Source organism: Acinetobacter sp. YH16044, assembly GCF_013417145.1.
In the GTDB taxonomy this organism is placed as follows: Bacteria; Pseudomonadota; Gammaproteobacteria; order Pseudomonadales; family Moraxellaceae; genus Acinetobacter; species Acinetobacter amyesii.
In genome coordinates, this window is sequence record NZ_VPEK01000093.1 from 1 (window position 1) to 2999 (window position 2999).

General features: G+C 31.8%; 4 protein-coding genes. 2 read left to right on the plus strand and 2 right to left on the minus strand.

What is annotated here, in order from left to right; genetic code table 11:
- The first annotated feature begins 160 nt into the window (after window positions 1–160).
- Together FTV38_RS18480 and FTV38_RS16995 are read left to right on the plus strand one after the other, a co-directional pair.
- Window positions 161–415, plus strand: a complete 255-nt coding sequence (locus FTV38_RS18480; RefSeq protein ID WP_180023004.1) for a helix-turn-helix transcriptional regulator — start codon at window positions 161–163, stop codon at window positions 413–415.
- Window positions 393–1427: a restriction endonuclease gene (locus tag FTV38_RS16995; RefSeq protein WP_179991619.1), complete on the plus strand. Its 1035-nt coding sequence runs from the start codon at window positions 393–395 to the stop codon at window positions 1425–1427. The genes FTV38_RS18480 and FTV38_RS16995 overlap by 23 nt, the downstream gene beginning before the upstream one ends.
- Here FTV38_RS16995 and FTV38_RS17000 read toward each other — a convergent pair.
- Together FTV38_RS17000 and FTV38_RS17005 are read right to left on the minus strand one after the other, a co-directional pair.
- Complete coding sequence (locus tag FTV38_RS17000; RefSeq protein WP_180023005.1) at window positions 1420–2172, minus strand: TaqI-like C-terminal specificity domain-containing protein; 753 nt, start codon at window positions 2170–2172, stop codon at window positions 1420–1422. The two genes, FTV38_RS16995 and FTV38_RS17000, sit on opposite strands and share 8 nt — an antisense overlap.
- A 15-nt stretch (window positions 2173–2187) precedes the next feature.
- A partial coding sequence (locus tag FTV38_RS17005) for an Eco57I restriction-modification methylase domain-containing protein (RefSeq protein ID WP_180023006.1) occupies window positions 2188–2999 on the minus strand: 812 nt, incomplete at its 5' end.

A 2999-nucleotide genomic window follows, 5' to 3' on the forward strand; every position in this document is an offset into this window, starting at 1 on the left:
TTTATTACCAATTTTTTTTGATTCGCATAATTCGTCTTATGTTAATTGTAGAAAAATTTCATAATTAAATACGACTTATACTCTCTAATGCTACTTATCGTCTGTCGACTTATTGTCATCACATTTTCATTATTTGGACTCAAATAAGTGATTTCCAATAATGTTTCGTAAGCCTAGTCATAAACTACTATTGATTATTTCTAATAATCTAAAAAGTTATAGATCAGCCAATAATCTTTCACAAGAAGAGTTAGCTGAACTTTGTAAATTGCATAGGACATATATAGGAGCTATTGAGAGATGTGAAAAAAATCTTTCTTTATGTTCCTTAGAGATAATTGCTGAAGCACTTGGAATCACTGTTCCAGAACTATTGATTCCAAGAGACTTTAATGACGCTACTATCAGCAGATGAGTATGTTCGTAATATCCAAAATGCAGGTATTACGATTCATACCCCTATCACTATTGGCCATCCTGAACTATGGATTCCAGATGAAATCCTAGAACAAATTTTAAATGAAAAATTATGTGGTTTTGATGTGAGTGCTTATGCTGTAAAATCAAGATCTAAAGTTGTTAAACAAAAGGTTTGTGAAATTCTAGGATATCCCATCGAAAAAACTTTTCCGAAAGTTCAACCTCGATTTACGGGTCAAAATTTTGATACATATAATCAAAAATCTAGAAATTTACAGATTTGGAATGAAGAGATTTCTGCTGAAAGACGCTATGTTATTATCGGCATTGACACGAATGATATTATTTACAAAGTGAAAGTTATAAATGGTGAAGAACTTTCCATTTTAGATACAACTGGCAAAATCACTACAAAATATCAAGCTAGATTTACTCCTAATGAGTCATTAGAACTTATATCCCCCCTTGATACAGATCAGTTGATAGGTCATTTAGCACCAGATTCGTATAAACCAACTCAATCTCCAATAGGTTTTCCATCATCTAAAGAATTACTTTCTATTAAAGAAGTATTCACTAGGCTCTCTCCACTCATTGGCTTAACTTTTAGTGATCCAGGCATAGTACAGGAACGTAATCGTGGGGCTGGATTACATAAATTAGTTTGCGAAGCTTTAGGATATTCTAGCTACGCTGATGATGGGAAATTCCCCGATATTAAAAATCAGTTATTGGAAGTCAAGCTTCAGACTTCTCCAACTATCGATTTAGGGCTAGTTTGTCCTGACAGTTTGGATAATTTAGGCTTCCCAGTAGATTCAACTTTAGTGCGTCATTGTGATACTAGATATGCGGTGTTTTACGGAACGACTAATGGGAGTCTAGTTACACTGACTCATCTAGTTGTTACTACTGGCGAGAGCTTCTTCAACAGATTTACTCAGTTTCAAGGTAAAGTAGTAAATGGGAAAATCCAATTACCACTCCCAGCAAACTTTTTTAATTAACACCAAACGCTTTAAAGACAAGTTCATCTAGCTTGTCTTTAAGCTTTGAACTTTCTTTCTGATCTAACAAGTTATAAATCATCTTTGATAACTTAATTAATTCTTGAGAGTTCTGTAATTCAGGATCAGGAATAGGAAATTCTTCAACATATTGCTTCATGAACCTTCTTTTTCCTGAATATAGCTTATTGTTAAATTTATAGTCATAAAACTGCTCAATAAACCTAGAGTTAGCAACTGCTAAACATAACCATAATAATTCATTATCTTTACTATCGTCTGGTGTAATCCAATAGCATTCACCATTAACTATATTGCCTTCTAGATCTATCCAAAATTTTGGTTTTTCAGAGATATCTGGAAAAACAATCTTTGGCTTACACCACAGACTTGGATTTTGTGGAACCCACAATTCATACCAATTTCTACCCGCTTTTATCAGATATTCCCTACTACTTAATTGCTCTTTGTACACTTCTAAATATTGTTTAGTAGCTGGATACTGATCTATATCTACGGCTTTTTTCTTTCCATTTTCACTTGTCTGTGGATAAATAATTTCTTTAGGCTTATTCGGTCTGATAGCCTTAAACTGTTGCGCACATTCGCTAGTCAACAAATATTTGATTAATTCAGGTTTAGGATCAAACGAATCCCAATCGTCACGTATAAATACCTTATCTGCTGTAGACTTAACACCTACTCGAATTGGACCAATGTCTTTAAATGTTTTCCAAGTATTCATCGTTACTTTACTTAATCATGAATTACTTTCCTTAGTTGATACAGTCCATACGTTATTTTTAGAACTAGATAAATCTAAGATTCCTCTAATAATTTCAAATTTAGACTTACCAACTTTAATATGTTGAGTAATATCCTCTATTTCTGAAAAAATCGTTTCGACCTCTTTATGGTCTTGTTTTGATTTTTTCACTTCATAAACAGTAATAAATTCAGGATCGACCTTAATTTGATTATTATTTTTTTTAGAAAAAACTAGTGCTGGAAGTACCGCTGCAGAACTAAATACTTTTGTATCCCCTAAATCATAAATAGACTGTATATCTAAGGTTTCTAATAAATAATCTCGTAATACGTGCCCAGATTTAACTGATAAAAACCGATTTGATGTGATAGTAGCTAACACACCATCATTACTAAGCAAACTAGACATTGCCATCATAAAGCCATAATAAATATCAGTTTTTCCTTTTAAATTAAAATCCTTTGCTATCTTTTGAGATTTTTCACTACCAATAATTTGGGTACGGATGTAAGGCGGATTAGCAATAATAATGTTAAATCTTGATTCTTTATTTGCATCATAAAAATCTAAAAAATCATCCCTTAATAACGTCAATGTAACGTTAGGATATTTCTCTTTAACTGTTGAAGTAATTTGTTCAAAATTAGAGTTATCAAGATCAACCCCTACTATTTCTATTTCAGAAAATTTTTCTGTGCCCAACTTTAATAGTAATTCTTTAATAAGAATTCCATCACCAATACTAGGATCTAAGATTTTAATTTTTTTATTTAAAAACAATTGGCTATCAAAATAACTAATGG

Coding starts and splice junctions, on each gene's coding strand:
- FTV38_RS17000 (WP_180023005.1), bottom strand. CDS start 2,172: ATGAATACTTGGAAAACATTTAAAGACATTGGTCCAATTCGAGTAGGT.
- FTV38_RS18480 (WP_180023004.1), top strand. CDS start 161: ATGTTTCGTAAGCCTAGTCATAAACTACTATTGATTATTTCTAATAAT.
- FTV38_RS16995 (WP_179991619.1), top strand. CDS start 393: ATGACGCTACTATCAGCAGATGAGTATGTTCGTAATATCCAAAATGCA.